At 45.1% G+C, this 26,862-nt stretch carries 21 protein-coding genes and 1 tRNA gene; 12 read left to right on the top strand and 10 right to left on the bottom strand.

Annotated features, from left to right (window positions below; translation table 11 throughout):
* Positions 1-38 precede the first annotated feature (38 nt).
* Together BFP72_RS00295 and BFP72_RS00290 are read right to left on the bottom strand one after the other, a co-directional pair.
* Positions 39-1,190, bottom strand: coding sequence for a BamA/TamA family outer membrane protein (locus BFP72_RS00295; protein ID WP_099597198.1), 1,152 nt, complete (start codon positions 1,188-1,190; stop codon positions 39-41).
* Between the two features lie 66 nt (positions 1,191-1,256).
* The gene (locus tag BFP72_RS00290) at positions 1,257-2,006 is read right to left on the bottom strand and encodes a YebC/PmpR family DNA-binding transcriptional regulator (RefSeq protein ID WP_099597197.1); all 750 of its coding nucleotides are present in this window, start codon (positions 2,004-2,006) and stop codon (positions 1,257-1,259) included.
* Between the two features lie 114 nt (positions 2,007-2,120).
* On the opposite strand from BFP72_RS00290, the gene BFP72_RS00285 reads away from it, so the two are divergent.
* From BFP72_RS00285 to BFP72_RS00275, 3 genes are all read left to right on the top strand, one after another.
* On the top strand, positions 2,121-3,218 hold the full coding sequence (locus BFP72_RS00285) for an AraC family transcriptional regulator (RefSeq protein WP_099597196.1): 1,098 nt from the start codon (positions 2,121-2,123) through the stop codon (positions 3,216-3,218).
* A 133-nt stretch (positions 3,219-3,351) separates the two neighbouring features.
* Complete coding sequence (locus tag BFP72_RS00280) at positions 3,352-5,070, top strand: cellulase family glycosylhydrolase (protein WP_221406444.1); 1,719 nt, start codon at positions 3,352-3,354, stop codon at positions 5,068-5,070.
* Between the two features lie 97 nt (positions 5,071-5,167).
* Entirely contained in the window at positions 5,168-6,700 is a 1,533-nt protein-coding gene (locus tag BFP72_RS00275; protein ID WP_099597195.1) for an alpha-N-arabinofuranosidase, read from the top strand.
* Between the two features lie 255 nt (positions 6,701-6,955).
* Here the strand turns inward: BFP72_RS00275 and BFP72_RS00270 are convergent, their stop codons facing one another.
* The 4 genes from BFP72_RS00270 to BFP72_RS00255 form a co-directional block, all read right to left on the bottom strand.
* Entirely contained in the window at positions 6,956-7,789 is an 834-nt protein-coding gene (locus BFP72_RS00270) for a DMT family transporter (protein WP_255397132.1), read from the bottom strand.
* Positions 7,790-7,796: 7 nt separating this feature from the next.
* Positions 7,797-8,450: an ABC transporter ATP-binding protein gene (locus BFP72_RS00265; protein WP_099597193.1), complete on the bottom strand. Its 654-nt coding sequence runs from the start codon at positions 8,448-8,450 to the stop codon at positions 7,797-7,799.
* A 909-nt stretch (positions 8,451-9,359) separates the two neighbouring features.
* Positions 9,360-10,016, bottom strand: coding sequence for a response regulator transcription factor (locus BFP72_RS00260; RefSeq protein ID WP_099597192.1), 657 nt, complete (start codon positions 10,014-10,016; stop codon positions 9,360-9,362).
* A 12-nt stretch (positions 10,017-10,028) separates the two neighbouring features.
* A complete protein-coding gene (locus BFP72_RS00255) occupies positions 10,029-11,792 on the bottom strand; it encodes a histidine kinase (protein ID WP_158233208.1) in 1,764 nt (587 codons plus the stop codon).
* Positions 11,793-12,064: 272 nt separating this feature from the next.
* On the opposite strand from BFP72_RS00255, the gene sucC reads away from it, so the two are divergent.
* The 6 genes from sucC (at position 12,065) to BFP72_RS00225 (ending at position 18,229) form a co-directional block, all read left to right on the top strand.
* Complete coding sequence (gene sucC, locus BFP72_RS00250; RefSeq protein ID WP_099597190.1) at positions 12,065-13,273, top strand: ADP-forming succinate--CoA ligase subunit beta; 1,209 nt, start codon at positions 12,065-12,067, stop codon at positions 13,271-13,273.
* A gap of 56 nt (positions 13,274-13,329) precedes the next feature.
* Positions 13,330-13,403 (top strand) — tRNA-Arg (locus tag BFP72_RS00245).
* 181 nt (positions 13,404-13,584) lie between these two features.
* Positions 13,585-15,000 carry a PQQ-dependent sugar dehydrogenase gene (locus BFP72_RS00240; RefSeq protein WP_099597189.1) on the top strand — a complete coding sequence of 472 codons (1,416 nt, stop codon included), beginning with the start codon at positions 13,585-13,587 and terminating at the stop codon, positions 14,998-15,000.
* 227 nt (positions 15,001-15,227) lie between these two features.
* Positions 15,228-17,021 (top strand): tetratricopeptide repeat protein, encoded by a 1,794-nt coding sequence (locus tag BFP72_RS00235; RefSeq protein WP_099597188.1) that lies wholly within the window; start codon positions 15,228-15,230, stop codon positions 17,019-17,021.
* A 66-nt stretch (positions 17,022-17,087) separates the two neighbouring features.
* On the top strand, positions 17,088-17,630 hold the full coding sequence (locus tag BFP72_RS00230; protein WP_099597187.1) for a hypothetical protein: 543 nt from the start codon (positions 17,088-17,090) through the stop codon (positions 17,628-17,630).
* 11 nt (positions 17,631-17,641) lie between these two features.
* A complete protein-coding gene (locus tag BFP72_RS00225) occupies positions 17,642-18,229 on the top strand; it encodes a hypothetical protein (RefSeq protein WP_099597186.1) in 588 nt (195 codons plus the stop codon).
* Here BFP72_RS00225 and BFP72_RS00220 read toward each other — a convergent pair.
* The 4 genes from BFP72_RS00220 to BFP72_RS00205 form a co-directional block, all read right to left on the bottom strand.
* Complete coding sequence (locus tag BFP72_RS00220) at positions 18,223-19,485, bottom strand: hypothetical protein (RefSeq protein WP_099597185.1); 1,263 nt, start codon at positions 19,483-19,485, stop codon at positions 18,223-18,225. The genes BFP72_RS00225 and BFP72_RS00220 overlap by 7 nt on opposite strands.
* Positions 19,478-20,473 carry a kelch repeat-containing protein gene (locus tag BFP72_RS00215; protein WP_099597184.1) on the bottom strand — a complete coding sequence of 332 codons (996 nt, stop codon included), beginning with the start codon at positions 20,471-20,473 and terminating at the stop codon, positions 19,478-19,480. The genes BFP72_RS00220 and BFP72_RS00215 overlap by 8 nt, the downstream gene beginning before the upstream one ends.
* Positions 20,473-21,801: a DUF4270 family protein gene (locus tag BFP72_RS00210; protein WP_099597183.1), complete on the bottom strand. Its 1,329-nt coding sequence runs from the start codon at positions 21,799-21,801 to the stop codon at positions 20,473-20,475. The genes BFP72_RS00215 and BFP72_RS00210 overlap by 1 nt, the downstream gene beginning before the upstream one ends.
* A gap of 190 nt (positions 21,802-21,991) precedes the next feature.
* Positions 21,992-23,782 carry an ABC transporter ATP-binding protein gene (locus BFP72_RS00205; protein WP_099597182.1) on the bottom strand — a complete coding sequence of 597 codons (1,791 nt, stop codon included), beginning with the start codon at positions 23,780-23,782 and terminating at the stop codon, positions 21,992-21,994.
* Between the two features lie 399 nt (positions 23,783-24,181).
* Between BFP72_RS00205 and BFP72_RS00200 the strand changes: the two genes are divergently transcribed.
* From BFP72_RS00200 to BFP72_RS00190, 3 genes are read left to right on the top strand one after another with little or no spacing between them, the layout of a single operon-like run.
* Positions 24,182-25,285, top strand: a complete 1,104-nt coding sequence (locus tag BFP72_RS00200) for a Glu/Leu/Phe/Val dehydrogenase dimerization domain-containing protein (protein WP_099597181.1) — start codon at positions 24,182-24,184, stop codon at positions 25,283-25,285.
* A gap of 60 nt (positions 25,286-25,345) precedes the next feature.
* Entirely contained in the window at positions 25,346-26,455 is a 1,110-nt protein-coding gene (gene nusB / locus BFP72_RS00195; RefSeq protein WP_158233206.1) for a transcription antitermination factor NusB, read from the top strand.
* Position 26,456: 1 nt separating this feature from the next.
* Positions 26,457-26,765 (top strand): YtxH domain-containing protein, encoded by a 309-nt coding sequence (locus tag BFP72_RS00190; RefSeq protein ID WP_099597179.1) that lies wholly within the window; start codon positions 26,457-26,459, stop codon positions 26,763-26,765.
* Positions 26,766-26,862: the final 97 nt, after the last annotated feature.

Below are 26,862 nucleotides of genomic sequence, written 5' to 3'. Positions count from 1 at the left end.
AAATACAACTGAAAGTTAGCCAAAGAAAGTTATTCTCCCTAAAACGCTTCGGTAAAACCTATCACAAAGGCACTTGCCCCTTCTTCTCCCAAGCCATAGTCCAAGCGAAGATTGGCTCTATTTTTTCGATCTACCATGATACGCAATCCTGCTCCTCCTCCATACCATAAGCCATCCAATGCCATGGCGCCTAGATTGGGGGCCACACGACCTGCACTGGCAAAAGCCACTACTCCGATCATTTTCCAAATTGGCATCCGGTACTCTACCTGAGTATCCACAATCGCCTTGTCTCGAATAGCTCCTTGATAATAGCCCCTCATGTGACTTGATCCACCCATTTGACTCATGGTAAAAAAAGGCACATCTCCCGTACTGACATTGGTTCGAAACTGAAAAGCAATCACATGCTGATGCCAGGGGTTGATGAATTGACGATAATCTACCTTGAACGCAGTATACTTGAAATCACTGCCAAAGAAGCTCCCAAACACCTTGTAACTAGACTCCAAATAGTGCCCAGTCTGTGGGTTGTACCGATGGTCTCTTGTGTCATAGATCATCGCAGGACCGAACCCTGACACTCTCCCGCCTTGATAGCCTGCCACCTCATCCTCTACAAGAAACGAATTAGAGTCTGCCTCTACTTTAGTGTAATTCCGAAAATACTGATCCACTCCTACATAAAATGTCTTTTCGTCCTTGATAGCAAAAAGCGCTGAATTGATGAAATTCAAACTAATGGTCACGACCTCTGTGGGGTCGTCTGTCATTACGTCATTGCCAATACCACGTACATTTTGAGGGAAGTTAATGTAACTCGCTTCACTTTGAGTCACGATTCGATCCTGTTTGAGATAGGTCTTGCTATTGATGACGAATTTGAACTGCCCCTCAGTCGAAGCAGAAACCAGCGCGCTGAAGTTCGATGCGGCACTGACGGTATCAGACTTGACGAGGTTGATCATGTTGTACTTGACCAACCCAAACACCTGGCCTGTCTCCTGCGAATACGACAAAATCGGGAAAGGCATGTATTGAAACAATACCTCTGCCTTATGATTGAGCACCTCAAACTTGGTCGTTTTCACTCCTGGCACGGTGTCCTTCGACACCTCTACTGGTTTCTGTGCCCAAACCAAAGTGGACACATTCAGTAATACAAAGGCTATCAGCCAAACTCTATGCATAGGTTAGTTTTAATACTGTAAGATGTCAAAGGAATCACTGTTTACCCAACAGCTTTCTAAATTTGTTTACTGTAGCAGTCCCTCTTGCCCTTCGCCCATCTCGAGATTGTGCCACACTTTTTGCACATCGTCGTTGTCTTCAAGCACATCGATTAACTTCATCACTCGTTTGAACCCCTCATCATCCAATGTCTTGGTTGTGTTGGGTATCCGCTGAAGTTCAGCATTTTCCAACTCCAAACTCAACTCTTCGAACCTCTTGTTGAGCCCACCAAAATCCTCCATAGCACTCGTCACTGTGATAAAATCCTCCTGAATCACCACATCCTCTGCACCTGCATCGATGATTTCCCATTCAAACTCCTCCAGATCTAACCCTTCTGGCACAGGCAATTCAAATACTCCTTTGCGGTCAAAAATAAACTCCAGTGAACCGTTGGTCCCGAGCGATCCATCGTATTTGCTAAATGCCGCTCTCACGTCTTGTACCGTGCGTTTTTGGTTGTCCGTCAAGCACTCTACAAAAACAGCTACTCCACCAGCACCGTACCCCTCAAAGGTCTGTGCCAAGTACGATTCTGCATCTCCTCCGAGTCCCTTTTTGATGGCACGCTCGACATTGTCCTTGGGCATATTGGCCCCTTTGGCATTTTGCACAGCAAGTCTCAATCGAGGGTTAGCCTCCAGATCACCACTATTCCCTTCTTTGACCGCTATGGTAATTTCCTTGCTGATTCGAGAAAAAATCTTCCCTCGTTTGGCATCCAATGCTCCCTTCTTTCTTTTGATCGTTGACCACTTGCTATGTCCTGACATATTTCAGATGTGAAATTTTAGATTCAAAAATCAAATTTCTAAAGAAGAGGACAAAAGAAAAAACAAATCTTGAAAATGACGTATCATTGAGTCTCAATCCCTAGAGGTTTGCCCATGAGTGTAGCATCAAAAAGCATGTTTGTCCAAACTATCCGTAGCACGGGGTTCTTGCTTCCCATTCTCCTGCTCCTATGCTCTTTGCTCGTATTCACCTTGTACTATGAGATCCAGCCAGACTTAAGCGTTTTTCCTAATCGGGAATTTGAATACCACACCTATACGGATCGTGCCAATGAGGGAAACTCTACAATCCTCGGTTTCCAAGTGAATGACTCCCTGATCCAGGTAGATTTCAAACTCAATGACCAGTTTCAAAGCCCCTACATCGGCATCACATTGGCTCCCAAATCTCAGCAGCCAATCGATGTTTCCTACTACAACGAGCTGCTGTTTCGTGTGCAAGGGGAAGGGATCGATAAATTAGGACTTTCCATCTTCACTCCGCTGATGTCAGAACCCGAAGCTCCTTTCCACACCTTTGTCAGTATATCCGAAAAGACAACAAGCTACCACCTACCGATAGATGATTTTTTGTTGCCTGACTGGTGGAAAGAACTCCACAGCATCCCTATGAAAGAAAACCTAAGACCAGCCTTGGACCAAACTCTCCACCTCAATATTGGGACAGCCTACACCCCTCACATAGTCCAGCCAATGACACTAAAGATCCACAGTATCCAGTTGACGCGTGACAATGCCCCTCTATATACCAAACTAGCCTTGATTTATCCTATTTCTTGCCTGCTGCTCTTTCTAGTCATCTTTTTGACCAAAGCCTACCATGCGAAAAACACCTCCATCACTGTCCAATATCAAGCACTCCAGCTGGACAAAAAACAACCCATTGAAAGCTTTATTGATTACATCAATATGCACTTTCAAGACAGCCAGCTGAGCATTGAGTCAGTCGCCAAGGAGACCGGGATCTCGCCACGCAAAATCACCCAAACCATCAAAGAGCAATTCAACTGCAATTTCAAAAGCTATATCAACCGCATTCGAATCAAGGAATCACAAAGGTTGCTCTCCAGTACAAGGCTCAACATTGGAGAAGTCGCCTACAAAGTCGGGTTCAACAACCAGAGTCACTTTAACCGAGTCTTCAAAAATGAAGTAGGACAAAGTCCTAGTGAATACCGAGACTGTACATAAGTTACCCCGAAGCGAGTCATACCATCCCCCTCCCGCATTTTTTGCAAAGCCTTTTACCGCTTTTGCAAAAGCACTTCTTCCTTATCCCTCTATCATTGTTCGACTTGAACAAGCAGATATAGATATAAGAAAGATGAAAGGCTATTTACTATCCCTACTAGTCATGCTGACGATGACGGCATGCAACCAAGAAGAATCACACACCCTATCCGTCACCCCTACCGAAGTAGAATTCCCGCTGGAGGGGGGCAGTAGAAATATCCAGATTGAAACCAATGCCGGAGAATGGCAACTTGAGTACCATGCGGACTGGCTCACACTCTCTAGTGACGGAGGGATTGGCAATAAAGCCAAAATCACGCTGACAGTTGAGGGTAAAACTTTGGAACCGAAAACCGAAGACTTGATTGTCACGGCTGGTGATGCTGACCCTGTCCATGTCTCTATTTCCCAGTTGATCTCGGACTATCTCCATGCGCTGAGCGCAAATACTACTTCCATAGACTTGGGTGATTTCGCTAACTCTCAGAATATCGAGATTAGCTCGGAGGCCGAAGCTTGGACACTCCAATCGGACGCGGACTGGCTCAACATCACCCCAAGCAGTGGCGGCATAGGAACCACTACGGTCACAGTAGTCGCAAGCAGCGAGCTATCTGAGGCCCGCAGCACGACACTCCTCCTCAGTGCCGAGGGAGCTCAGACGAGCCAAATCACCGTCTCTCAAACTCAAGGATACCCTGACTACAACACCAACCCACTCGCGCCAGACGCCAGCGGCATGGGCAGTACAGCCATGCAACTCTACGACAAGATGACCATCGGATGGAACATCGGAAACACCCTAGAGGCCATCGGTAGCGAGACCGCTTGGGGCAATCCCCAAGTCACCGAAGAGCTCATCCAACTTGTCAAACAAAATGGATTCAACGCCATCCGAATCCCCTGTGCATGGGATCAGTACATCGAAAACCAGGCCACGGCCAAAATTTCGGAGGATTGGCTCAACCGAGTGAAGGAGGTCGTACAATACTGCGTGGATAACGACATGTATACCGTCCTCAACATCCACTGGGACGGAGGGTGGCTCGAAAACAACATCACGCCCGAATATCAAATAGCCAACAATGCCAAACAAAAAGCGCTATGGGAGCAAATCGCTACCCACCTCCGCGATTTTGACGAGCACTTGATCTTCGCCGGTACCAACGAACCCAACGTAGAGGATGCTGAGCAAATGGCTATCCTAGACAGCTACCACCAAACATTTGTAGACGCTGTGCGCGCCACTGGAGGAAAAAACAGTCACCGTGTGCTGATCGTACAGGGACCTTCCACAGATGTCGAAAAAACCCACAACCTCATGTCTACCCTCCCAACCGACGAGATCGCTGACAAAATGATGGTCGAGGTACACTACTACACCCCTTTCCAATATTGCCTCATGGGTGAGGATGCCAGTTGGGGCAAGATGTTCTACTACTGGGGAGCTAACTTCCACTCTACTACAGATGTAGATCGCAATGCGACGTGGGGAGAAGAGGCAGATGTAGATCGCCTGATGGCTTTGATGAAAACACAGTTTTTCGACAAAGGAATTCCCATGATCATGGGCGAATACGCCGTGGTACAGCGACTGAGCCTGACCGGGGACAATTTGGACTTGCACCTCGCCTCTCGAGCTCACTACCTCGAATACGTGACACGACAAGCCAAGGCCAACGGCATGATCCCTTTCTACTGGGATGCCGGAAACAAAGGTGACCTGAGTTCCGCACTGTTTGACAGAGTCACCAACACAGTCTACGACCAACGTGCTTTGGATGCCATCTTAGCGGGTTCCAAACCATGAGTACTATACGTGGGCAAATCAGGGCGCTACAAAGAGACATTTGCCACGGATGAAAACGAGGTATACCTTATAGATTTAGACAAAAAATAACACAAGCATGAAGCAACTAACATTACTACTTTCCTTCGTATGTGGCTGGACCCTGAGTTCAGCACAAGACATCCAGGTACAAATCGATACCAAAACAAACGGGCCAACGATCAGCAAGCACATCTACGGTCACTTTGCTGAGCACCTCGGGCGCTGTATCTACGATGGCTTCTATGTCGGAGAAGACGAAACCAGGATCCCTCATACCGCTGGCGTACGCAACGACATCATCGAAGCACTCAAAGAACTACAAATTCCCAACCTCCGTTGGCCTGGGGGCTGTTTTGCAGACACCTACCACTGGCAGGATGGCATAGGACCAAAAGACCAGCGCCCCACCATCGTCAACCAATGGTGGGGCGGTGTGACCGAAGACAACAGCTTTGGTACACATGAGTTTCTCAACATGTGCGAATTGCTCGAGACAGAACCCTACCTCTCTGGCAATGTAGGCAGCGGCACGGTCAAGGAGTTTGCCGACTGGATGCAGTACACCAACAACGGAGGCGTGAGTCCCATGTCAGAGCTGCGCAAAGAAAACGGTAGAGAAAACCCATGGAATGTAAAGTACTGGGGGGTAGGCAATGAAGCCTGGGGCTGTGGCGGTCACATGACCCCCGAATACTACGCGAATGTCTATCGCCAATTTGCCACTTACATGACTGGGAGTGACATCCAACGTATCGCCTCTGGTGCCAGCAGCAATGATTACAACTGGACCGAAACACTCATGAAAAACATCCCTGCTCACCTTGTAGATGGTCTCGCTCTACACCACTATTCGGTGATTGATTGGAACGACAAGGGGTCCGCTTCTCAGTTCACCGAGGAGCAGTATTTCATCACTTTGCAGCGTGCCTGGGAGATGGAAGAACTCGTCACCAAACACGTAGCGATCATGGACAAGTACGATCCCGAAAAGAAAATCGACCTGATCGTCGACGAATGGGGCGGATGGTACGATGTGGAAGAAGGCACCAACCCCGGCTTCCTCTATCAGCAAAACACCATGAGAGATGCCATGATTGCAGGCATGACACTCAACATATTCAACAACCACGCGGACCGAGTCAAAATGGCCAACCTCGCTCAAAGTGTCAACGTGCTACAAGCCGTGATCCTGACGAAAGAAGAAAAAATGATACTCACACCGACCTACCATGTCATGAAAATGTACACGGCACATCATGATGCAAAACTGCTCCCGCTCAAAATCCAAAACAACGCCACTTACAAAAATGGGGCAAACGAACTACCCGCAATATCCGCTTCGGCGTCCGTCGATCAAGCTGGAATCACGCATATTTCGCTAGTCAATATCGACGCTCGCCAGACTCAGACAGTGAGCATCCCACTATCGGGAGTAAAAAAAGCAGATGTCTCAGGTAGTGTTTTGGCTTCTGCTAAAATACAAGACCACAACTCCTTCGACAAGCCTAGCAAAATTCAACCTGTTGATTTCAAAGAATTCAAGGTTAAAGGCGGGCAACTTGAAGTGACGTTGCCTCCTGCCTCTGTGGTAGTATTAGAAGTAAAATAATCAGACTTATCTTAAGATTCTCATTGCAACACCTTCAAAACACTCACATAGAAGCTCTTTCCTTGTGGGTGTTTGTTCCCTTGTCCAATTCCGATAGTTTTGGTTCGCATACTATGTTAGTCCGTCCAAAAGTAAATCGTTACATTTTTTGACAGAAAATCTTATAAAAACGTATGGACATGTTGATTCACACAGGACAACTCATTCGAAGAGGTATAGGAGAAGCGCTAAACAGATATATCTGCAGCACTTAAACTACTTCTTCAACTTGACATTCAGTACCACACCGATGACGATGAGGAGCATCCCTATGTAACTCATCCAGTCGTAGGTCTCTCCGAAGAGTAAAAAACCAAAAGCAATCGAATACAGCAGCCCGGTATAATTGATGATGGAGACTTTGGAAATCTCCTCTAGCTGATACGATCGCGTCAGGTAGTACTGCGCAATCTGGGTAAAAACCCCAACCAGCAACAGATAAAACCAATCAGCGCCTTGGGGCATCTCCCACACAAAATAGCTCGCAAGGATCGCCATAGGAAGTGTCACCAATGGAAAATAGAGGATAATCACCAAAGGGTGCTCGGTAGTCTTAAGTTTTCGGACAAAGTTGTAGGCCAAGCCCGCAAAAAACGAAGCACCAAGACCCATCGCTAGATGCAATCCCGAGATCCTACTGTCAAAGCCCTGTATCACCAGCACCCCTGCGAATGAAATTGCAAAATAAAGGTATTGTTTCCAACTGACTTTCTCTTTGACGATGAATACGCCCAAGATCGCTGCGAAGACTGGAGAGAGGTATTGCATGCTGGCTGCCGCAGCAAGTGGGATCTGCTGGACAAGAGAGAAAAACATCACCAAAGCTACGGCTCCAGAGGCTCCTCGCATGATCAGTACTTTCTTGTTGTTGCCCCAGAAGGACACCTTCTGTCTGTATAAAAAAAAGCCACTCAATAACAGAGAGATCACCGAACGAAACATGATCACCTCCACGGCTGGTATATGAGACACTTGCTTGATACACACCTTCATCAACGAAAACACAAATGCCGCAATGAGCATGTATTGAACCCCCTTAGATATTTTCATGAGCAATTTAGCTAAGGATCGAACCGTCCTGGATCGTGATCTTTCGGTCGGCCATTTCCGCCAATGACTTGTTGTGCGTCACGATGACAAAAGCCTGCCCAAACTCCTTTTGCAACTTGAAAAACAACCGATGCAACTCTTCTGCATTTTTGGAATCAAGATTGCCACTCGGTTCGTCAGCAAAAATCAATGAAGGCTTGTTGATCAATGCTCTGGCAACTGATGCACGCTGCAACTCTCCTCCCGATACCTGCGCAGGTTTATGGTCTCTACGCCTCGCGATTCCCAAGAGGTCAAGCAAATACTCAGCATATTCATCGAGTTCCTTTCCCTTTCGCCCCTGAATATAAGCTGGCATACAGATGTTTTCTTTGAGGGTAAATTCTGGCAAGAGATTGTGAAATTGGAACACAAACCCAATCTCTCGGTTACGAAACGCTGACAATTCTTTGGCTTTGAGCCCTATTACATTCTTCTGATTGATCTCTACGACTCCTGCGTCCGGCACGTCTAGCGTCCCGAGAATCTGTAGCAAAGTACTCTTGCCAGCACCTGACTCTCCTACTATGGATATGATCTCTCCGTCACCGACGGTCAAATCTACGCCTTTGAGTACTTCTAGATCACCGTAAGATTTATGAATGTTTTTGGCCTGCAGCATGTCGAACCTGTTAGGCAACAAAGATATGAATAGGTAGGAAACTTTGACACACAGACAAAAAAAAAGGCTATTCTATCGAACAACCCTTTTATAATCCACCTGTATTATCCCGTGTCTTTTGATGAAAAGTGTAAAAAAGAGCTGCTGTCTAACAACAACCCTTATTAATCCACCTGTATCATCTGTAATAAAGGAGAAATAAAAAAGAGTTGCCGTCTAACGACAACCCTTTTAATCCACCTGTATTATCCCGTGTCTTTGATGAAAAGTGTAAAAAAGAGCTGCCGTCTAACAACAACCCTTATTAATCCACCTGTGTCATCTGTAATAAAGGAGAAGTAAAAAAGAGTTGCCGTCTAACGACAACCCTTTTAATCCACCTGTATTATCCCGTGTCTTTTGATGAAAAGTGTAAAAAAGAGCTGCCGTCTAACAACAACCCTTATTAATCCACCTGTATCATCTGTAATAAAGGAGAAGTAAAAAGAGTTGCCGTCTAACGACAACCCTTTTAATCCACCTGTATTATCCCGTATCTTATAAAATCACCGTTGTGATTAGTTCTTTCTTTTCAATAGCTGATCTCATGATCTTGTCTGATAATCAGATGATTGACTCATTTAAGTTTCAATCACATTTCAAAAGTAGAGTGAAAGACAAAAGGAAAAAATAGAGGATTCTCGTAAAATATTTTTTAGGAATATTGGTCAAAAAAAGTTGTCAATAAGCCCCTCCATGAGTCAAAAATTGAACTATTCCAATAATAAGTAAGACTTAGTCATCAAAAGAAAAACAAAGAAAAATACCACACGAAAAATGCATACAAAAAAAATCCTGCAGATGCAGGATTATCATATGGTAGGAGTAAGAAAATTACCTAGAAAACTAGGTGCTTTGTCAAAAATCGACCTATTCGAGATCGATGATCTTCTCTTTGATCGCATATTTCACAAGCTGTGCGGTGCTTTTCATACTCAGTTTCTGCATGATATGATTGCGATGTGCGTCTACCGTACGGATTGATATGAATAGCTTGTCAGCAATCTCACGGTTGGACAATCCAGAAGCAATTTGTCTCAGCACCTCTACTTCCCTCTTGCTGAGGTCTTTGTTTTCGGTTGCTACCTGTTCTCCTTTGCTCTGCTTGTAAAAACCCTTGAAGATCACCTCCGAGATTTTATCTCCGAAATATTGCTCCCCCTCCATCACCTTTCGTATGGCCTCCGCGAGCACTTCCTTTTTGGTATCCTTGGCCAAGTAGCCCGACACTCCCGCTTTGATGGCCTCTGATATATGGTCCTGAGTTACCTCCATAGAGAGGATGATGATCTTGATGCCCTCGTAGGTTGCGAGCACCTTTTGAGCTGTCTCTATACCATTGATCCCTGTCATATTGATATCGAGCAAGATGACGTCTGGGCGCTGCTCTTCTAGTATCTCCAATGCTCTTTCGCCACTCTCAGCGTCAGCGATGATCTCAAAATCATCATATATAGATAGCATGGTAATTATCCCCTCCCTGACTAGGGAGTGATCGTCTACAACTAGAATTTTTATTTTCGACATAGGTATATGGTCTTATGTATTGAGCGGAAACCAAGATTTAATGATGGTACCCTTGCCCACGGCAGAACTAATCTCAAAATGGCCGTTTTGCAAAGATGTCCTTTCTTTCATATTTTTTATACCATTCCAATTATTTTCTGTATCAAATCCGACTCCATCATCTTTAACTTCTAAGATAATATTTTGATCGGTAGATTCCACCTTAATCGACACATTACTTGCTTTGGCATATTTGACAATGTTGAAAGTAGCCTCTTGGGCGATACGATAGATGGCACTGGATAGGTCCATGTTGTAGTCATCCGGTATATCTAGCGAATGAATCACCTCGAAATCCCCCATGGTCTCTACCTGCTCGACGAGATACTCCATGGTCTTCTTGAGGCCAAACTCCTCCAGATGACGATTAGACATGTTTCTAGAGACGCGCCTTACCTCTTCAAGTATCGTAGACAGCAACTCCTCGATCTCTTCCTTCTTGGGCTCATCACTAGGGTTTGTCTCCAAGGACGAAATCTTGAACTTAGTGGCTACCAACATCTGGCCAATCCCATCATGGATATCTCTAGCCATTCGACTCCTTTCAAATTGCTGGGCGTTGAAAATCGACTTACTAATCTCCCGCTGTTCTGTGATATCCTGTACGATCCCCATGATGGAGACGATCTCTCCCTTTGTGTTGTGTCGAATATTGCCCGAGTTTCTGAGTATCTTCATTTCTCCATCTGACATATTGATACGGTGCTCTATGTCGTAAAACTCCTTGCCGCCAAACAGTACCTCACGGAGAAATTGGCGATCCTGACGATGAATCCTTTCCTTATATAACTGTCTAATCGAGACTTTTTGTCCTGGCTCGAAATCCAATATCTCAGCAAAGCCCTCCGAATAGACAAATCGCTCACTCTTGGGCAACCACTCAAAACTACCAATATGCGCTACTGCTTCGGCATTTTCAAGAATAGCTTGGTTCTTCTTTAAGTTTTCCTCATTGACTTTCTTTTCTGTCACATCGAGCAAGGTACCCGACGCACGAAGTGGTGTACCATCCAGTGCACGCCGAGTGATTTTGCCACGTACCAGTATCCATTTGGGTACCGCCGAATCCTCCGGTTTGATCGAAAATTCCTGATCAAAAATAGGCGTCACTCCCGCAATATGATCATCCATTCCTTTTTTGAGTCTTGTCTGATCCATTCCCTCATATCCTTGAAAATAACCAAACCTCATGATTGCATCCTTTTTAGGTAGCTCTAGGATGGACAAACTCTTCTCATCATAAATGATGGTATTGGACATAAAGTCCAAATCCCACACGCCCAAGTCTGTCCCTTCCAAAGCCAACTCGAGACGCTCTTTGCTTTGAATCAATTCGTGCTCCACATTCTTTTGGTGACGCACAGACTTCATTTCGTTGAGCGCCCGCTCGATCACCAGTGGAAGCCGAGAGAGGTGGTCTTTGGATACGAAATCTGTCACTCCGGATTTGAGTGCATCAACGGCATTTTCTTCCCCAACTACATCCGAGACGATAATGAAAGGAATGTTGATCTCTCCCAACAAACGGATCGCATCTAGGGCTGTACAAGTCGGCAGGTAATAATCTGAGATCACTACATGTGGCAAAAAATCAAAAAGTTTTTCTTTGAAATCCGTGAGATCACTGACTCGCAAATAGTCATTGTCCAGTCCTGCACGGTCCAACTCATACGCTACGCGCTCGGCATCCTCTGCCGAATCTTCGAGAAACAGTATGTTTAATTTTTTATACTTCAAATGCGGTTTGTTTTTTCCATCAACTCTATAATTCGGCAAAAGTTAAACAAGCTAATCAATATCTACAATGAATCCTCCACACAGATCTATAGTCTACCTAAATCCACATATATAGCAACAAAATCGACCGCCTACAAGAGGATAAAACTCCCATCTTCTACTCGTTTTTTACAATCTAAGTAGATATTGGAAAATCCTTTCTTGAAAATACCATGCTATTGACGTAGATTCGCGCCGTAGGCAACCCTTCGGGGCAAAAAACTTATAGGCAAATGAACATTCACGAATATCAATCTAAGGAAATACTAAAAGGATACGGTGTAACAATTCAAGAAGGCATTGTTGCTGACACTCCAGAAGCTGCTCTCGTGGCTGCCAAAGAACTCAACGCAAAAACTGGCACCAGCTGGTATGTAATCAAAGCACAGATCCACGCAGGTGGTAGAGGAAAGGGCAAAATCAACGAGACAGGTTCAAACGGTGTAGTTTTGGCGAAAAGCCTCGACGAAGTATCTACCAAAGCCAAAGACATCCTCAACGGAACCTTGGTGACACACCAAACTGGCCCAGAAGGAAAGAAAGTCAACAAAGTTTTGGTTGCACAAGACGTGTATTACCCAGGCGACTCTGAGCCAAAAGAGTATTACCTCAGTATCCTCTTGGACAGAGCCAAAGGATGCAACGTGATCATGGCCTCTACCGAAGGTGGTATGGATATCGAAACGGTAGCAGAGAATACACCAGAAAAAATCATCAAGGAATGGATCGACCCTGCGGTAGGACTACAAGGATTTCAGGCTAGAAAAGTAGCTTTTGCCCTGGGTCTCGAAGGCGAAGCTTTCAAAGGCATGGTGAAATTCATCTTCTCGCTGTACAAAGCATACGAAGGGACTGATTCGTCTATGTTTGAAATCAACCCTGTACTAAAAACATCCGACAACAAGATCCTCGCGGTAGATGCGAAAGTGGACTTGGATGACAATGCACTATTCAGACACAGAGATCTGATGGAGTTGAGAGACTTGTCAGAAGAAGATCCAGCGGAAGTAGAAGCGGGAAAATCTGGATTGAACTATGTCAAACTAGACGGAAATGTAGGGTGTATGGTCAATGGTGCTGGACTAGCGATGGCCACCATGGACATCATCAAATTGTCAGGTGGTGAGCCAGCCAACTTCCTCGACGTAGGAGGATCAGCCAATGCTGAAACAGTAGAAGCAGGCTTCCGTATCATCATGAAGGATCCAAACGTAAAAGCAATTTTGATCAATATCTTCGGTGGTATTGTGAGATGTGACAGAGTGGCCAACGGAGTAGTAGAAGCCTACAAAAACATCGGAGAAATCAACATCCCGATCATCGTAAGACTACAAGGAACCAATGCAGAAGAAGGTGCTAAAATCATCGAAGAGTCAGGCTTGAAAGTCTACTCAGCGATCGTATTGAAAGACGCTGCTGCGAAAGTGAAAGAATTGATATAATATATTGAGTACTGAGTATCTTGACTTTCGTCTAGATACTCAGTACTATCTCATAAGCACGCGTAGTTCAACTGGATAGAATACCAGATTTCGGCTCTGGGGGTTGAGGGTTCGAATCCTTCCGCGTGCACATCATAAGGCTACCACAAGGTAGCCTTTTTTGTTTTTATCCTCCTGCCCTTTTTTCTATACAGTACCCCTCCCACTTTGCGAAAGACAAATAGTCGACATATAAACCTAAGTCCACTGACAGATGTCTCAATTCCTACTTTCACACTTTGATTCACTATCCTTTTCCGTAGATTTATCGGATGAAACGTATTCTTCTATTGGGCACTACACTATGGCTAGGAGCATGGATGGTGTCTTGTCAAACTCAAGAGAAACAACAAAAAGATTTCCGTGCAGCAAAAGAACGCTTCACTACCAATTGCAGCGGATGCCACGGCGCACAAATGGAAGCCTTTACTGATCGCAAATGGAAACATGGCAATGAACCAGACAGCCTTTTTCAGACCATCAAGTATGGACTAGGGGATTTGGGCATGCCCTCCTTCCAAAATGCCTTTACCGACGAAGAGATCCAAGATCTAGTAGCCTATATCCGTACGGGGATCGAAAACACGGGGCAATATACCTTCGAAGAAGAAACTATCCGCTCAGACACTTTCGAGACAAGTGCGGAGTTTGATCTCAAACTCGATACAGTATATAGCGGTGGCGCAGTACCCTGGGGCATGGTTTTCCTTCCAAATAGTGAGCTATTGATCACCGAAGTTTCTGGACGACTCTACAAAATCAACGCCCAACGTGAAAAAACAGAAATCTCCGGTGGACCAGAGACTCGTGCTTTTGGTCAAGGAGGCTTAATGGATATAGAGCTTCATCCCGATTTTGAAACAAACCAACTACTCTATCTTTCCTACGCCAAAATCAAAGTAGATGGAGGTGACACACTTGCTACGACCGCTATCGCCAAGTACAAATACGCAGGCGACCGTTTGACCGATGGAGAAGACCTGGTTGTGGCCATGCCCTACTCCAAAAAACCCTATCACTTTGGATCAAGAATTGAATTTGATGATGATGGTTACTTATATTTTTCTGTAGGTGACCGAGGCAGTCGTGATACGAACCCGCAAAACCTTGACAATCACTGTGGAAAAATCCACCGAATCCATGATGATGGCAGCATACCTATGGACAATCCCTTCGTTGGAGACTCGACAGCCATCCAGAGCATCTACTCTTACGGTCATCGCAACCCTCAAGGGCTAGCATTCAACCCATCTGACGATCAACTTTGGGAAAACGAACACGGTCCTAGAGGGGGGGACGAGATCAATATCATACAGCCTGGTATCAACTATGGCTGGCCCGAAGTATCCTACGGCATCAACTACGATGGCACCATATTCACGAGTGACACCACCCGCCAAGGCATGCATGCTCCCCTTCATTATTGGGTTCCCTCGATTGCCCCGTGCGGCATGGACTTCATAGACAGTACCCTCTACCCACAGTGGGAAAATCAATTGCTGGTTGCATCGCTGCGCTTCAAGTACCTCAACCGCTGCAAAATCCAAAATGGAAAAGTCATCGAAGAAGAAAAGTTGCTGCAAAACATCGGACGAGTCAGAAATGTCAAAACAGGTCCAGACGGATACATCTATGTCGCCGTAGAGCAGCCTGGCTCTATTTTCCGATTGATCCCTATTCAAAAATAAAACAGCGACTACTCAAAAAACCCAGAGGAGATCATTCCCTCTGTCTCCTCTGGGTTTTCACACCGAACCCCTTGACAATTAACACTTTCTTTCACTCCTACTTTTCGTTTATTAAAAATGTATCATTAGCTTAGTACCCTAGTCCTACCTGAGCAATTTGCGACAACCACTGACCAAGAAGTGCCAACCAAAGTGTGCCCTTGGAAGTACATTCAAAGTAATTCAACATGACCAGACTCATCAAAACTGGGTTCATAGGACTCCTTGTTTTCATAGCCCCTCTTTCGGTGTGGTGCAATAGCGGCAAGATAGACAGTCTGAAAACGCTACTGAAGTCTACTCTTTCTGACCAACAAAGGGTAAACATCATGCTGTCGATTTCAAAAGAATTTCATCGCAATGACTCAGATTCCGCCTTGTATTATGTAGAAAAATCTTTAGCACTTTCCGAAAAAACCAACTACCAAGCAGGGCTTGCCAAATCACTACGCAGATTAGGCTTAATATATAGCCTCAAAGCCAACTACGCGGCAGCATTGCCCGCTTCTCAGCGCTCCTTGCTACTTTTTCAAGCCCTTGGCGACACTACCAACACCATCAATTCACTCAACAATCTCGGAGGTCTATACCGTAAATTGGGGCAATACGCTGAAGCATTTGAGTACTATCAAGAAGCTGAGAACATTGCAAAAGCAATCAAAAGCGATGGACTCACCGCCATCACTTACAACAACCTTGGCATACTGTACAAAACCGTAGGAGAGTACGACAGTGCCATTGTCTATTACTTCAAATCAATAGAGCTCAAACAAAAACGCAACATGTCTGTGAGCTCTAACTATACAAACATAGGGCTAATAAAGCTCGACCTTGGAGACTACAATGACGCTGAAGAATACTTCAGCAAAGCACTAGAGCTCGAAGCACTTTCGAATGACCACTGGGGTGTCGCCAATTGTTTGGAAAACATTGGCTCAGTCAAACTACAAACTGGCCAATACGACGAAGCATACGACTATTTCGAGCAAGCCCTCGACGGATTTGTCAAGCTCCAAGCCAAATCAAGCATCGCCATCAACTACGACTACCTGGGACAAGTCTTGCTCAAACAAAGACGGTATACGCTGGCCAACGAATACCTGGAAAAATCAAAGGACTTGTATCATGAAATCAACGATAAACTAGGGCTGTCTCAAATCAACAACACCCTAGCACAAAGCAACTTACACATCCGTCAATTCGACCTATCCACAGCTCAAGCGCTAGAGTCTCTCCACTTGGCACAAGATATAGGCGCACTCAAGGAAGCCTCAGAAGCAGCCAAAACACTGTATGAAATCTACGGACAATTGGAAGACGGCAAAAACACCTACAAGTTCTCAAAATTGCACATTCAGCTCAAAGACAGCCTCTTTGACAACCAAAAGCTAGAGTATATCACTCGACTAGAATCCAAACAACAACTCTCGCTCATCGAAAGAGAAAATCTTCTCTTGATGAAGGAAAACCAACTTCGCGAGAAAAAATTAGAGGCTTCTCACCTGAGAATTCAACGACAAAACATCATTCAGATGGCATTGATTGTCTGCTTGATTTGTGCAATTGTCACTGCTTTGATTTGGTACTTGTTCAACCACAAAAAACGAAAAACGATCCGCATTCTGGAAGAGCTCAATAACGAGATCCTACTCCAAAAAGAAAAAATAGCCAATCAGGCCATCGAGCTTCATCAAGTCAACGGAGAGATGAGAAGCATGAATGAGTCCTTGGAATTTCTCGTGAAAGAAAGGACGAAAAAAATAGAGTCTCAAAACGAAAAACTGAGAGACTATGCCTTTGCCAACTCCCACGAAGTCCGCGCTCCCCTCTCCAACCTCCTAGGCCTGATCAACATTTCTAAGTTTGAAAACCTAAGTAGTGAAGAGCAAGAACTCATCATTGAGAAGATTCACAGCTCAGCCTTGGACCTAGATCACGTCATCACCAAAGTCAATAAGATCCTTGAGGAAGAGAAACTATAAGCCATCCAAGGTGCAGTACTAGTGATTTCTTCCGTAATTTAGTGGTCAAACTAGAAGCAATATCCCTTGACTATCAAGACCAGAAAATACATCTACTGGGGTATCTCCCTGTTATCCTTGAGTGTGATACTAATGTCCATCTATTACTTTTTGGGTGGGTTTCAACCTTTCGAGCTAGCTAGCTCATCCAACAACAGCTATAGCATAGCGGGCAAGTACATCCAAGGAAAGCGCATGCATGTCGAAGAAGGCCGTCTCTTCAATGATGTTAGAGGCCTACTCCAGACCAAAAAGCTCAATGGAGACCTATGCATGGTCGATTATCGTCCAGACACACTAGAGGATGGAGAGATCCTACGTTTCATCGGTGTGCTACTAGGAGATGACATCTCTGCCATCCCTTCTGGCTACCAAGTCATCGAGCTACGCTCTGCCAAAAGTTACAAAGCTGCACTAACCATGCACCCTCTAGTCATGCCCAACGCTCACCATGTCGAAGAAGCCCTCCGATCAAAAGCTGCCACTCAAGGTGACAGCCTCCAAAACCTCAGTTTAGAAGTCTACTATCCAGACAACTCTGTGTTGATCGAGATGTTCGTCAATCCCTAACCCCCACCTCCATGACATCCAAACTACTACGCATACTAATAGGTATCGGCCTCATCCTATTCATCGTCTCAAGCAAATCCCTAGGCATAGAACCCTATGCCGTCAACCTTGCCTTGGCAGTGGTCTTTTTGGTGTTCGAGTTATACTCTTCGCTCCGCTTTCGCGAAAGTATGAAAACCGCCGAACTTACTTTTCAACTCAGGTCGCGTACATGGATAGCTAGCTTGATCTTTACCTTCTACATCACCTATACATTTTCCAACTATGCGATGAATACATGGAATATAGCCGCCATTGTCCTCTTCCTTGTTGCTGGAGGAATTCATGCGACACGTATCAAACACAAGAAATATGTACTGAATCGCTCGGCAATTATCGAACTGAATAAGAGTAGATCCACTGCCCTATCTGCGCTCACAAAAGTGGATGTTTCGGAAGAGCAAATTTGCATTCACTCCTCCGAGTTCAACAACTTGATCGTCATACCTGCAACTCAGATCGCACATACTACCTTCCCCCAACTCAAGGAGGAATTGGTCACGTTTTTTGAAGCGCATCATATCCCCGTCAACCTATCCGCTGACGATCCTACTCAATAGTACTTTCTCTTCTGAAACCACTTGTTTTTGATACTAAGGTTGAAAGAAATCTCGTGAGTGGCCTCAAAAATGAGGTCATTTTCTAGTGTTCCGTTGAATTTTCGTTCATAAGCGATATTGATGCTGCTGCCGTTGCGCAGGGGCAAACTCAACCCTGAGGTAAAACCGTACTTACTAAAAGTCACCCCGTCGATGGCGAGATAGGAGTTTTCCATATACCCTCCCATGCGATAACTCACCCGACCCATATAGGTCTCTCCAAAACGGTCTGGGGTAAACTCCAGCCCTCCCCCATAACGCCACGTATCGTTGAGATCATCACTATAATCCTCTAACTCTACCTCACTCCATTGATTGAATTCCACGTCTGCCGCAAAAACAAACTTGTCCATATCCAACGACATCCCAAACCCAGCCTTGCGAGGCAAGGCATAATCTTGTGTATACTCTTCCTCCTCAAAAAGCAAGTCCACCGTTTCTCCTATCGCTTCAGAGGTTATTTGTGACAAAGTATTGCCAGAGAGTGTATTCGCATTTTTGTACACCAATCCAAAATTCAGGTCGTACTTCGGTCGATCAATCCGATAGTTCAAACTATACTCGGCATAGACGTCCTTTATGTTGACAGTGTTGTTGATGTAAAACTGCTGTATATTCTGATTGCTTGTCACCCATTCTGTACGATCAATGTTGCCAAATACAAAAGCCAACTTCAACCCGACCGACAAATTCTCCCACAAGGAAACCCCATTGGACAAGAAAATCTCATTGAGACCCCCACTTCCTTGATAGAGTACATTATACTCTCCGTCTTGAAAAGAATTGACATCCTTTTGATTGATGTTGTATCCTACATTACTGTATTGATTCAGTCCAATCATGCTGTTCCAACGATCAGAGATTTTGAACCAGAAATTCAAATTGGACAATCCTCCGTAGGATGCACTCTCTGAAGCATCGTCAGTGGTGTATTCTGTATTTGCATAATAAAAGCCAATGTTGGTAATATGATTGAAATAGTGTCCTACTTGATCATTGGCTGCTGGGTTGACCAGGTTGATACCATATTTGGATGACAATCCAATCGAGGCATATCCCATCCCCCGTGACTGCACGGAGGTTGAGGGATCCAACTCTCCTAACCCAAAGATGGAATAGACAGAACCTGCACCGTTCTGTCCATATCCATCCCTAGAAACGCAAAGGAGAATAAATGCGCTCAATAAACTTAGATAGATAGATCTCTGATCAATCATCTTCGTCGTACGTCTCGTTGGGCAAAAACTCCCAAATATCGTCAAACCGCTCTGATCCACTCTGACCTAGTGCCACAAACGAGCGACCATTGATGGTAAAACCTACAGCCCCTGACCTCCCTGTTCCTTCGAAGGCGGTTTTCTCTAGCCAAACACCCGATCCTGGCGTATATTCCCACGTTGTGTTTTGATTGGCACCAAATGACCCTACGGTGATGTACCCCTTGCCATCTAGCTCAAACGCCACTGCATCTGTACGGAGCACCTCCTCATTGTCTTCATCCTCGTCGACATCTTCGAGTTGTGTCCAGCTATCATCGGACGAACCAAACTCCCAAAAATCCGACTCATACAGCCCGTTGTTGGTCCCCGTCAAAATGTAAGCATAGTCATCGGCCACAAAAGACACTGCTCCTCGACGCTTCTCCCCTTGGAGACTCACAACCTGAGTCCATTCAGCAGTCGCTGGATTGTATTGCCAAAAATCCTTGAGGTAATTGCCATCATATCCAGTCCCTACATAACCAACTCCATCCAATGCGAAAGCAACGGCCTTGTAGCGCGCACTCCCGCCAAAATCTTCGAGCTGAGTCCAAGTATCCGTAGTACTATTGTACTCCCAAAAATCCCCAAGCTCCTCTTCGAGTTCTTCCCCGTTGTAGCCTGTCGCAACATACCCTTTTTCTCCTATAGCAAATGCCACAGCTCCTGATCTTCCGATCCCTGGAAAGTCACTAACCTGCTTCCAGAAGTTTTGATCCGCGTCATACGACCAAAAATCCGTCAAATAGTCGTCTCCATCAAACCCTAACCCTACATAGGCTTTTCCGCCGATCACAAAGGACACTGCCCCCGATCTACCGACTCCCTCAAAGGAAGATTTTCTTACCCAGTTTCCATCTTCGATCGTACTGTCGTCCTCAGTGACACATGACACCAATAGCCCCAGTACAAAAAAGGAAACCAGCATTCTCCATTTACTTCTCATTATTTTATTCTAATTACGTTTAACTTGATTTTACTTTTCTCGTCACTGTTTTGCTGATCAGCTAGAATGAGGTGATTCAGTGATGCGTTGAAGGTCTCGTCCGCATAGCGAATGAGTAATCCGTCCTCGTTGAGTTCGGTATCCAACTCAAGCTGTTCTTCGACAAACTCCGTGATATCTATGGTATAGTAGCGGTCATAGCCGTATTCAAGATTGAGGCTCACCGACATAGGCATTTCGTACAGCCTCAACTCATCATTGTCCTCATCGACACGGTAGACCGCCAGCGTCTGTAGCATAGCCAACTCCTCTGGAAACTCGTTTTGCACCATGAGCTCAATCTCTACCTTGTCCAGCAACAACTCTTCGTCTCGTGCCAAGATCTCGCGGATATATGGCAGGTCGAGTCGCAGACCCAGCCCTAAGCCAGACTGTACGTAACTGCGATGAGCTGAGAGACTTGACGCTATAGCTCCTTGATCGATACTAGCATCCAGTGTACCCGACCGGAGCACCTCTATGTGGTTGAAAGACAGGTCTCCTTCTCCCATTCCAAATTCGAGCACTTCCTCCTCATCCGACGTCTCATCCGCTAGATCATCGTAGTACACTCTCAACACTGCTTCAGGCTTGAAACCCAACACACAACCCACAGTCGGCGTGGTGATCTTAAATCCTTTTATAAAATCTTTGAAGTCCTCAATATCTACCTCGCCCTCTGACAAAAAATCGTAAATCTGCTGTCCTCTATCGGCGAGGATCTCGATCTCTATCGAGTCCAATTTGATCGGCTGGGGGTACAGAGTCTCCGCTCCAAAAACTATCGGTTCGTCTCCCCCATTCGTGACAGCAGGTACTACCGAAAAATTGTACAATCGACTATCGTCATCGTACTCCAGTTCCTCCCCCAGCTCTTGAATCTGTATCTCCATGAGCTGACTCGTATCCCCATAGTAATAGTGGTCAAAGTAAAGCGTCAAACTCGTGCGCAAATATCTAAAGTCTGCTCCAACGGGAAAATCTGTAATGGCATTGTCACCCACCTGAAAATATGGTTCGGCAGTAATCTCTCCCAAGTCGACGTGACTGGCCTTGCCTAGGAGCAAGCGTATAGGACTGCTCGTCACCATGCTATCGAGCTGCACTGTAGACAGTTGCATCGTCACCGTATCCCAGGTCACCACTTCAAACGACACATCATCAAAAAAATCAGAGCCGATCTCCGGGTCTGTATCTGAGCAAGAAGCTACCAGCCCTGCAACGATAATCCCTACCAGAATCACCCACGACTTTCCTATCTTTTTAGCTATAATTTCTACCTGTTCCATCCCAAACGTTATCCATGTTTGAGTCTGAAACACATAAAAGAGGGGTTGCGTTGCAAGGGCTCAACGAGTATTCAACCAACGCCGAGGATTCTTCAACCAACGATCACGGGCTTTCACCAAGAGACCACAGCACGAGACACTGGATCCTCATGTCGCCTCACCCATGACGCGTCTTATCAAAAGCAAATCATTACGTAGTTCGTGTCTCCTCACCTTGGATTTGCTTCTCATACAAACTGCGGTAGATCCCCGCCTGCGCGATGAGCTCGGTGTGCGAACCTTGCTCTACGATTACCCCTTGATCGAGGACGATGATTTTGTCTGCCAGTTGGGCACTAGAGACTCGATGGGAGATGATCACAGTGGTCTTGCCTACCATGATTTTCTTCATGCTGTTGAGGATACTGTTTTCTGTTTTGGTATCCACCGCGGAGAGACAATCATCCAAAATAATAACCTTCGGAGAACGTGCGATGGCTCTCGCAATCGATACACGTTGTTTTTGTCCTCCAGACAGGGTGATTCCTCGCTCACCGAGGACGGTATCCATCCCCTCTGGAAATTTTGATAAATTTTCTGTCAAATCTGCATGATCCGCCGCAGCTTGTACCTCCTCCTCAGTGATATTGGGGTTGCCAAAAGCAATATTCTCCTTGATACTCTCCGAAAACAAAAACACATCCTGAGGCACATAGCCAATCGACTGTCGTATGGATGGAATATAATAATCTTTGATAGGAGAGCCATCGATACGCACCTCGCCACTAGACGCATCGTACATTCTACAGATGAGATTTGCGATCGTGCTCTTACCAGATCCTGTCGTACCGATGATCGCAATCGAATCCCCTGACGACACTTCAAAGGACACATTCTTAAGTGCTTGGATCCCTGAGTCGGGATACGTGAAACTCACCCCGTCAAAAACCAAGTCACCCACGATATCCTTCTTCATGTTCTTCTTCGACACAATATCATTTTTCACACTCAAAAATTCGTTGACCCGTTTTTGCGAAGCTGCAGCACTTTGTATGATACTCGTCACCCAACCCAGTGCAGTCACAGGCCATGTTAGCATGTTGACATAGATGATAAATTCCGCGATATTGCCTGTACTGAGTTCTCCTCTGAGGACACCTACCGACCCCATATATACAGTCAAGATCACACTCAAGCCTATCAACCCCATGATCAACGGAAAAAACAAAGCCTGTACAAAGGCCAAACGCAGAGATTTAGTTTTGTAATCATCACTAGCCGCAGCAAAAGACTGATCATAATCCTTCTCTCGCACGAAAGACTTGATCACTCGGATGCCCGAAAAAGCTTCCTGTACAAAAGTCGAGAGGTTCGATTGGCTAACCTGTATTTCCTCTGACCGCTTGTTGATGATGTTGTTGACATAGTAGATGCTGAAAGACAAAAATGGCAATGGAATCAACGAATACAGAGTAAGTTCCACATTGATGGAAAGCATAAAGGGTATGACAATCATAAACATCGTCGCAAGGTTGACTCCATACATGATAGCCGGACCGACGTACATCCGTACTTTGCTCACATCCTCTGAGATTCGATTCATCAAATCCCCGGTATTGTTGCGGCGATAGAAACTCAACGGTAAGCTTTGATAATGCTCGTAGATTTCATTTTTGAGATCGTACTCGACCAAACGAGACATCACAATGATCGTCTGTCGCATGAAAAACATGAAAAAACCACGCAGCAGTGCCGACAAAAGAATAATCGCGGCAAATACGATGATACTCAATACAAATGAGTCATACGTCGATGCCTGTAGCTCCAACCCCTCAAATAAATTGTACAACTGAAAACTCTCCTGAATCAAATCAAATGAATAACGCACAACCACTGCTGGGACCACCCCAAAAAGATTGGCTATTACGATAAACAAAGTACCTAAAAGTAAGTGATACTTGTACTTGAGGAGATATTTATTGATGTGGGCGAGATCTCTCATTCAGTAGACTGAAGTTGTTTTTGTCAAAATGCAATATTACATCTCAAACGGCATTGTTTTTGGAAAGTTGACCTCTTATATTGAATACAACATTTGCACAACGCGACACCCTTTTGGCCCAGAGCCGTATGCAGTTAATAGAAATATAGTAAATGGTTAATCTTAAAATATTTTTTCGATCTAGAAGTGTCACTAATCTTGCCACATCAACCCAAAGTGATTTACAAAGCATCCACTTTGCATACACTTAACATTCAGTATCTTAACCCTACATTTGTTTAGATTAACTCCGAGAATAGAATAATTGCGTTTATTACTACAACCCAAAGCAAATTGTGACTAAAAAACCTCTAGATTTGCGTCCGTAATTTTTAACCCAATAAAAATTCGCTACCCAAAATGATAGAATTGACAGAAACTATGAACAACGAAGCTGTCTCGATCTTTTCAGATATTGAAAGTATGAATCATGAGCAAGTCGTACTATGCCATGACAAGGAGACAGGGCTCAAGGCCATCATCGCCATACACAACACCGTACTCGGCCCATCCATGGGCGGCACACGAATGTGGCACTACGCCACCGATCAGGAAGCCATGACAGACGCACTGCGACTATCGCGAGGTATGACACTCAAAAATTCCATCGCAGGACTCAACATCGGCGGGGGTAAAGCCGTCATCATTGGCGAGGCATCCCAACTCAAGAACGAAGCGTTGATGAGGCGTTTTGGCAAATTCGTACACAGCCTAGGTGGCAAATACTACACCGCCGAAGATGTCAATATGACCACACGTGACATGGAGTACATTCGCATGGAGACTCCCTATGTCACAGGTTTGCCCGACTACATGGGAGGAGCAGGAGATCCCTCTCCTTATACAGCCTATGGCGTGTTCGTAGGAATGAAGGCCGCAGCTAAGCGCGCCTATGGATCAGAAAGCCTATCTGGCAAAAAAGTACTCGTCCAAGGCACGGGAAATGTCGGTACTCACCTCATCGACTACCTGACCAAAGACGGAGCAAAAGTATCGGTATCCGACATCTTCGAAGACAAAATCAAACGCATCACAGACCGATTCAGTGTGGAAGTCGTCGCTGCGGACCAAGTAGCCACTGCACCCGTAGACATCTATGCACCTTGCGCACTCGGAGGCACGATCAACGACGACAGTCTCGGCCTCTTGAGCTGTGACATCGTCGCAGGTGCCGCCAACAACCAATTGCTCGACGAAACCGTACATGGTCAGAAGTTGCTGGACAAAGGCATCCTCTATGCGCCAGACTTCCTCATCAATGGAGGTGGAATCACCAATGTATACTACGAGTATGCTGGCAATCACAGTCATGACAGAGTGATGGCACAGACCGAAAAAATATACGACACGACCTTGTCTGTTTTTGACATGAGTCAAAAAACAAACACAACTCCTCATCAAGCCGCTATCAAAATAGCCGAGGATAGAATAAAATCAATAGGTAATATTAAGTTACCTTTATAATCAATTACAAAACTGAGATAGGATACAATGCTCAACAGACGTTCTTTACGTATCAAAGGTATGCAAGCGATATTTGCATACCATACCGCCAAACAAGCAGACTACAACATCTGCAGACAAAAGGCGCAGAATCAATTCTTGCCAGACCTGAACTCCATGGAGGTACAGGACAAAGAGGCCCTAAGCAAAATGAGGGAACTCACCGGCAAAACGTATGATCAGATTCATTTGGGAGGGGTGGATAGCATCGAACCCGACACAGCTCCAGAGATCATCAAAGAAGCACGACACTTCCTGAAAGAGTGGGAAAACAAACTTCCCGAAAACAAACTCCATTTCAAAAAGCGAATGCTCTCCGATCTCAATGCCATATCGGACGACTACATCAAAATCCTCACTTTCATGCTAGAGATTGAGGAATTGATCGAAGGACAAAAGAGGAAAAAAGGCATCGAGCACAATAACTTCGCAAAAAATGCCATCATCGTTGGCCTCAAAAAGTCCGAAGCCTTTCAAAACGAACGTGCGAGAAAAAACATCACTTGGGACACCGACCGAATCAAGACTTGGCACAAAGAATATCTCAAAACTCAGGAATTCTACGAAGAGTACGACAACATGGCGCAAGCAAAATACGAAGATGACCTTGAGTTTATACTACAACTCTACAAAACGATCGTCTTCAAAAACGAGATCATCGACGAATACTTCGAGTCATCAGATATCGGATGGACCGAAAACAAGACCATACTCAAAAGCATGGTCTTGAAAACCATCAAATCTATCGACGAATCCGGTAGCGAACCTCTACTCATGGAACTGTCCAAAAACTGGGACGAAGACCTTGACTTCCTAAAAGAGCTCTTCGACATGGCTATCGATGATGAAGAAGAACTCGAAGAAATGATCAAAGAAAAGTCAAAGAATTGGGAAATAGAGCGTGTAGCCATCACCGATCGTATCATTCTCGAAATGGCGATCTCTGAGATGACACACTTCCCTTCGATCCCGGTCAAAGTCACAATCAACGAATACATCGAATTGTCCAAACAATACAGTACACCAAAAAGTAAACAGTTTGTAAATGGATTGCTTGATGTACTTTCAGTAGATTTACAGAAGCAAGGACGCATAAAGAAAAGTGGAAGAGGACTCTTAGACAATAAATAATATGAGCAAAAATTCAAATTCGCTATTAGCATTTTTAACTGGTGCAGCAACGGGCGCCATCCTAGGGATATTGTATGCTCCTGACAAGGGAGAAAATACTAGAGACAAACTCACCTACCGCCTCGACAAGTACCGCAAAAAACTCGATGAGGTCCTACAGGAATTCATCGAAGGCAAAGAACTCACTGACAATGACGCCAAAACAGAAGGTCAAAAAATAGTCGATGATGCCAAAGAAAAAGCAGAAAGACTATTGGATGATGTCAACGGACTGATCAACCAAATCAAAGGCGAAGAAGTCGAATCATGAAAAAGCCGTCTACTCGCAGACTGAGACCAATCAACATGCGAGAGAACGACGAAGTGGTTCATTGACTTCGTTATTTTTGTAAATCAATGAATGAATA

It is taken from the genome of Reichenbachiella sp. 5M10 (assembly GCF_002742335.1).
GTDB lineage: Bacteria > Bacteroidota > Bacteroidia > Cytophagales > Cyclobacteriaceae > Reichenbachiella.
This window is presented reverse-complemented; position numbering and strand designations above follow the sequence as displayed.

Coding starts and splice junctions, on each gene's coding strand:
- sucC (WP_099597190.1), top strand. CDS start 12,065: ATGAACATTCACGAATATCAATCTAAGGAAATACTAAAAGGATACGGT.
- BFP72_RS00285 (WP_099597196.1), top strand. CDS start 2,121: ATGAGTGTAGCATCAAAAAGCATGTTTGTCCAAACTATCCGTAGCACG.
- BFP72_RS00270 (WP_255397132.1), bottom strand. CDS start 7,789: ATGAAAATATCTAAGGGGGTTCAATACATGCTCATTGCGGCATTTGTG.
- BFP72_RS00210 (WP_099597183.1), bottom strand. CDS start 21,801: ATGGAACAGGTAGAAATTATAGCTAAAAAGATAGGAAAGTCGTGGGTG.
- BFP72_RS00215 (WP_099597184.1), bottom strand. CDS start 20,473: ATGAGAAGTAAATGGAGAATGCTGGTTTCCTTTTTTGTACTGGGGCTA.
- nusB (WP_158233206.1), top strand. CDS start 25,346: ATGCAAGCGATATTTGCATACCATACCGCCAAACAAGCAGACTACAAC.
- BFP72_RS00220 (WP_099597185.1), bottom strand. CDS start 19,485: ATGATTGATCAGAGATCTATCTATCTAAGTTTATTGAGCGCATTTATT.
- BFP72_RS00275 (WP_099597195.1), top strand. CDS start 5,168: ATGAAGCAACTAACATTACTACTTTCCTTCGTATGTGGCTGGACCCTG.
- BFP72_RS00280 (WP_221406444.1), top strand. CDS start 3,352: ATGAAAGGCTATTTACTATCCCTACTAGTCATGCTGACGATGACGGCA.
- BFP72_RS00240 (WP_099597189.1), top strand. CDS start 13,585: ATGAAACGTATTCTTCTATTGGGCACTACACTATGGCTAGGAGCATGG.
- BFP72_RS00295 (WP_099597198.1), bottom strand. CDS start 1,190: ATGCATAGAGTTTGGCTGATAGCCTTTGTATTACTGAATGTGTCCACT.
- BFP72_RS00265 (WP_099597193.1), bottom strand. CDS start 8,450: ATGCTGCAGGCCAAAAACATTCATAAATCTTACGGTGATCTAGAAGTA.
- BFP72_RS00205 (WP_099597182.1), bottom strand. CDS start 23,782: ATGAGAGATCTCGCCCACATCAATAAATATCTCCTCAAGTACAAGTAT.
- BFP72_RS00260 (WP_099597192.1), bottom strand. CDS start 10,016: ATGTCGAAAATAAAAATTCTAGTTGTAGACGATCACTCCCTAGTCAGG.
- BFP72_RS00290 (WP_099597197.1), bottom strand. CDS start 2,006: ATGTCAGGACATAGCAAGTGGTCAACGATCAAAAGAAAGAAGGGAGCA.
- BFP72_RS00235 (WP_099597188.1), top strand. CDS start 15,228: ATGACCAGACTCATCAAAACTGGGTTCATAGGACTCCTTGTTTTCATA.
- BFP72_RS00200 (WP_099597181.1), top strand. CDS start 24,182: ATGATAGAATTGACAGAAACTATGAACAACGAAGCTGTCTCGATCTTT.
- BFP72_RS00190 (WP_099597179.1), top strand. CDS start 26,457: ATGAGCAAAAATTCAAATTCGCTATTAGCATTTTTAACTGGTGCAGCA.
- BFP72_RS00225 (WP_099597186.1), top strand. CDS start 17,642: ATGACATCCAAACTACTACGCATACTAATAGGTATCGGCCTCATCCTA.